3 rRNA genes are annotated in these 5,628 nt (G+C 53.7%); all 3 read left to right on the top strand.

The annotated features are described in order from the left end of the window. The first annotated feature begins 258 nt into the window (after positions 1 to 258). The 3 genes from ACQUSY_RS13270 to rrf all read left to right on the top strand — a co-directional run bounded on the left by ACQUSY_RS13270 (position 259) and on the right by rrf (position 5,620). A 16S ribosomal RNA gene (locus ACQUSY_RS13270) occupies positions 259 to 1,780 on the top strand. A gap of 509 nt (positions 1,781 to 2,289) precedes the next feature. Next, positions 2,290 to 5,392 (top strand): 23S ribosomal RNA (locus ACQUSY_RS13265). A gap of 111 nt (positions 5,393 to 5,503) precedes the next feature. Then, a 5S ribosomal RNA gene (gene rrf, locus ACQUSY_RS13260) occupies positions 5,504 to 5,620 on the top strand. The 16S, 23S and 5S rRNA genes sit together here, the layout of an rRNA operon. The last annotated feature ends 8 nt before the right edge of the window (positions 5,621 to 5,628 follow it).

The following is a 5,628-nucleotide window of genomic DNA, read 5'->3' as shown; positions in this document are numbered from 1 at the left end:
TAAGATAGAGAAGTTGCCCTTTGGCAGGCCAGTGATGGTTTGGTGGGGGAGCATCCGATCCTTGAGAACTCAACAGCGTGCACTTGTCAAATGCCAAATTATCCTCGTCTAGCTTCGGCTGGGTGAGAATTCCTTTGGATCAAAGACCTAGTCGTTTTTCGGCTAGGCAACGGATAGTCAGCAATGATTTATCTCTTTGGTCATGATTGAACTCGCTGCATTTCCAGCCTATTCCGGTTGGGGTGTATGCAATCGTTTTTTACGGAGAGTTTGATCCTGGCTCAGGATGAACGCTGGCGGCGTGCTTAACACATGCAAGTCGAACGGTGAAGCAGAGCTTGCTCTGTGGATCAGTGGCGAACGGGTGAGTAACACGTGAGCAATCTGCCCCGGACTCTGGGATAACAGTTGGAAACAGCTGCTAATACTGGATACGAAACAGGACCGCATGGTCATTGTTTGGAAAGAATTTCGGTCTGGGATGAGCTCGCGGCCTATCAGCTTGTTGGTGAGGTAATGGCTCACCAAGGCGTCGACGGGTAGCCGGCCTGAGAGGGTGACCGGCCACACTGGGACTGAGACACGGCCCAGACTCCTACGGGAGGCAGCAGTGGGGAATATTGCACAATGGGCGAAAGCCTGATGCAGCAACGCCGCGTGAGGGATGACGGCCTTCGGGTTGTAAACCTCTTTTAGCAGGGAAGAAGCGAAAGTGACGGTACCTGCAGAAAAAGCGCCGGCTAACTACGTGCCAGCAGCCGCGGTAATACGTAGGGCGCAAGCGTTATCCGGAATTATTGGGCGTAAAGAGCTCGTAGGCGGTTTGTCACGTCTGCTGTGAAATCCGGAGGCTCAACCTCCGGCCTGCAGTGGGTACGGGCAGACTAGAGTGCGGTAGGGGAGATTGGAATTCCTGGTGTAGCGGTGGAATGCGCAGATATCAGGAGGAACACCGATGGCGAAGGCAGATCTCTGGGCCGTAACTGACGCTGAGGAGCGAAAGGGTGGGGAGCAAACAGGCTTAGATACCCTGGTAGTCCACCCCGTAAACGTTGGGAACTAGTTGTGGGGTCCATTCCACGGATTCCGTGACGCAGCTAACGCATTAAGTTCCCCGCCTGGGGAGTACGGCCGCAAGGCTAAAACTCAAAGGAATTGACGGGGACCCGCACAAGCGGCGGAGCATGCGGATTAATTCGATGCAACGCGAAGAACCTTACCAAGGCTTGACATACACGAGAACACCGTAGAAATACGGGACTCTTTGGACACTCGTGAACAGGTGGTGCATGGTTGTCGTCAGCTCGTGTCGTGAGATGTTGGGTTAAGTCCCGCAACGAGCGCAACCCTCGTTCTATGTTGCCAGCACGTAATGGTGGGAACTCATGGGATACTGCCGGGGTCAACTCGGAGGAAGGTGGGGATGACGTCAAATCATCATGCCCCTTATGTCTTGGGCTTCACGCATGCTACAATGGCCGGTACAATGGGCTGCGATACCGTAAGGTGGAGCGAATCCCAAAAAGCCGGTCCCAGTTCGGATTGAGGTCTGCAACTCGACCTCATGAAGTCGGAGTCGCTAGTAATCGCAGATCAGCAACGCTGCGGTGAATACGTTCCCGGGTCTTGTACACACCGCCCGTCAAGTCATGAAAGTCGGTAACACCTGAAGCCGGTGGCCTAACCCTTGTGGAGGGAGCCGTCGAAGGTGGGATCGGTAATTAGGACTAAGTCGTAACAAGGTAGCCGTACCGGAAGGTGCGGCTGGATCACCTCCTTTCTAAGGAGCATCTGACTCTTCGGAGTNCGTCGAAGGTGGGATCGGTAATTAGGACTAAGTCGTAACAAGGTAGCCGTACCGGAAGGTGCGGCTGGATCACCTCCTTTCTAAGGAGCATCTGACTCTTCGGAGTCCAGAACCCAGATCGAAGGCACACGTTCTTCGCTGGGAGCTCATGGGTGGAACATTTGACATGCTGCCAAGACGTGATCTTGGGATGAGTACGCCGCTTGCGGTTGGAAAGTTCTGGGTGAGCGGATGGGTGGCTGCACGCTGTTGGGTCCTGAGGGACCGGACATGACCTTTGGGTTGTGACTGTACCTCGGATCCTTACTGGGTTGCCGGCTTTGCTGGTGAAACGGTTTGGATACCGCCCGTACTTTGAGAACTACACAGTGGACGCGAGCATCTTGCGGAACAAGCTTCGGTTTGTTTCGTAATTGATGATCTTATAGATCATTAGAATTCAATTTTTTTGAGATTGATTTTCTTAACACATACTCATGTGATTTCAAGTCTTTAAGAGCAAACGGTGGATGCCTTGGCATCTGGAGCCGAAGAAGGACGTAGCAATCTGCGATAAGCCTCGGGTAGTGGATAAGCACACTGTGATCCGAGGATTTCCGAATGGGGAAACCCCGCTGGGCGGCGTGCCGACCTAGTGACTCCCGCCTGAATATATAGGGCGGGTAGAGGGAACGTGGGGAAGTGAAACATCTCAGTACCCACAGGAAGAGAAAACAACCGTGATTCCGTTAGTAGTGGCGAGCGAAATCGGATCAGGCTAAACCTTGTATGTGTGATAGCCGGCAGGCGTTGCATGCAGGGGGTTGCGGGACTTTTCAGATTTTTCTGCCGAAGAGTCAGCGTGACAGCAGCGTATAGACGAATGGTCTTGAAAGGCCAGTCATAGAGGGTGCCAACCCCGTAGTCGAAATGCGTGTGTTGACGCGAGAAGTATCCCAAGTAGCACGGGGCCCGAGAAATCCCGTGTGAATCTGTCAGGACCACCTGATAAGCCTAAATACTCCCAGATGACCGATAGCGGACAAGTACCGTGAGGGAAAGGTGAAAAGTACCCCGGGAGGGGAGTGAAATAGTACCTGAAACCGTTTGCTTACAAACCGTTGGAGCAGCCTTAGTAGCTGTGACAGCGTGCCTTTTGAAGAATGAGCCTGCGAGTTAGCGATACGTGGCGAGGTTAACCCGAGTGGGGTAGCCGTAGCGAAAGCGAGTCTGAATAGGGCGATTCAGTCGCGTGTCCTAGACCCGAAGCGAAGTGATCTATCCATGGCCAGGTTGAAGCGCGTGTAAGAGCGCGTGGAGGACCGAACCCACTTAGGTTGAAAACTGAGGGGATGAGCTGTGGATAGGGGTGAAAGGCCAATCAAACTTCGTGATAGCTGGTTCTCTCCGAAATGCATTTAGGTGCAGCGTTGCGTGTTTCTTGCCGGAGGTAGAGCTACTGGATGGCCGATGGGCCCTACAAGGTTACTGACGTCAGCCAAACTCCGAATGCCGGTAAGTGAGAGCGCAGCAGTGAGACTGTGGGGGATAAGCTTCATAGTCGAGAGGGAAACAACCCAGACCACCAACTAAGGTCCCAAAGCGCGTGCTAAGTGGGAAAGGATGTGGAGTTGCCTTGACAACCAGGAGGTTGGCTTAGAAGCAGCCACCCTTGAAAGAGTGCGTAATAGCTCACTGGTCAAGTGATTCCGCGCCGACAATGTAACGGGGCTCAAGCACGCCACCGAAGTTGTGGCATTAATATTTTTGGTAGGCCTTCGTGGTCCAGCCGTATTGATGGGTAGGAGAGCGTCGTGTGGCCAGCGAAGCGGCGGTGTGAACCAGCCGTGGAGGCTACACGAGTGAGAATGCAGGCATGAGTAGCGAAAGACGTGTGAGAAACACGTCCTCCGAAAGACCAAGGGTTCCAGGGTCAAGCTAATCTTCCCTGGGTAAGTCGGGACCTAAGGCGAGGCCGACAGGCGTAGTCGATGGACAACGGGTTGATATTCCCGTACCGGCGAAGAACCGCCCAAACTAATCCAGTAGTGCTAAGCGCCCGAATCTTCACACTGAATCCTTCGGGATTCGCCGTGGAGGCTAGCGCGTGACCCCGTTCTGGTGCGGTTAGCGTATTAACAGGTGTGACGCAGGAAGGTAGCCCAAGCCAGGCGATGGTTGTCCTGGTGCAAGTGCGTAGGCTGAGAGATAGGCAAATCCGTCTCTCGTTCGGCTGAGACACGATGCGGATAAAAAGTGGGTGATCCTATGCTGCCGAGAAAAGCATCGACGCGAGGTTCTAGCTGCCCGTACCCCAAACCGACTCAGGTGGTCAGGTAGAGAATACTAAGGAGATCGAGAGAATCGTGGTTAAGGAACTCGGCAAAATGCCCCCGTAACTTCGGGAGAAGGGGGGCCATCGACGTATACGGACTTGCTCCGAAAAGCGTTTGGTGGCCGCAGAGACTAGTGGGTAGCGACTGTTTACTAAAAACACAGGTCCGTGCCAAGTCGCAAGACGATGTATACGGACTGACGCCTGCCCGGTGCTGGAAGGTTAAGAGGACCGGTTAGCCGCAAGGCGAAGCTGAGAATTTAAGCCCCAGTAAACGGCGGTGGTAACTATAACCATCCTAAGGTAGCGAAATTCCTTGTCGGGTAAGTTCCGACCTGCACGAATGGCGTAACGACTTCCCAACTGTCTCAACCGCGAACTCGGCGAAATTGCATTACGAGTAAAGATGCTCGTTACGCGCAGCAGGACGGAAAGACCCCGTGACCTTTACTACAGCTTGGTATTGGTGTTCGGTGTGGCTTGTGTAGGATAGGTGGGAGACTGTGAAGCCATGACGCCAGTTATGGTGGAGTCATTGTTGAAATACCACTCTGGTCATATTGGATATCTAACTTCGAACCGTAATCCGGTTCAGGGACAGTGCCTGGTGGGTAGTTTAACTGGGGCGGTTGCCTCCCAAAAAGTAACGGAGGCGCCCAAAGGTTCCCTCAACCTGGTTGGCAATCAGGTGTCGAGTGTAAGTGCACAAGGGAGCTTGACTGTGAGACTGACAAGTCGAGCAGGGACGAAAGTCGGGACTAGTGATCCGGCAGTGGCTTGTGGAAGCGCTGTCGCTCAACGGATAAAAGGTACCTCGGGGATAACAGGCTGATCTTGCCCAAGAGTCCATATCGACGGCATGGTTTGGCACCTCGATGTCGGCTCGTCGCATCCTGGGGCTGGAGTAGGTCCCAAGGGTTGGGCTGTTCGCCCATTAAAGCGGTACGCGAGCTGGGTTTAGAACGTCGTGAGACAGTTCGGTCCCTATCCGCTGCGCGCGTAGGAAATTTGAGAGGATCTGACCCTAGTACGAGAGGACCGGGTTGGACGAACCTCTGGTGTGCCAGTTGTACTGCCAAGTGCACCGCTGGTTAGCTACGTTCGGGATGGATAACCGCTGAAAGCATCTAAGCGGGAAGCCGGCCTCAAGATGAGATTTCCATACCTTCGGGTGAGAGGCTCCCAGCTAGACTACTGGGTTGATAGGCCAGATGTGGAAGTGCGGTAACGCATGCAGCTGACTGGTACTAATAAGCCGATGACTTGATAATCATTCAACATGAGTGATGCTCCGCGTCCACTGAGTGGTTCTCGATGTACGGTCGAGAACCCCAACAACAAGACACATCTTGTTCGTTAGGTTTTTGAAACATCAATAGTGTTTCGGCGGCCATAGCGAGAGGGAAACGCCTGGTTACATTCCGAACCCAGAAGCTAAGCCTCTCAGCGCCGATGGTACTGCAGGGGGGACCCTGTGGGAGAGTAGGACACCGCCGGACTCCTTTTA

Source organism: Microbacterium daqui (assembly GCF_050408675.1).
GTDB lineage: Bacteria > Actinomycetota > Actinomycetes > Actinomycetales > Microbacteriaceae > Microbacterium.
Note: the sequence above shows the minus strand (reverse complement) of the source record. Positions and strands in the feature narration are given on the sequence as shown.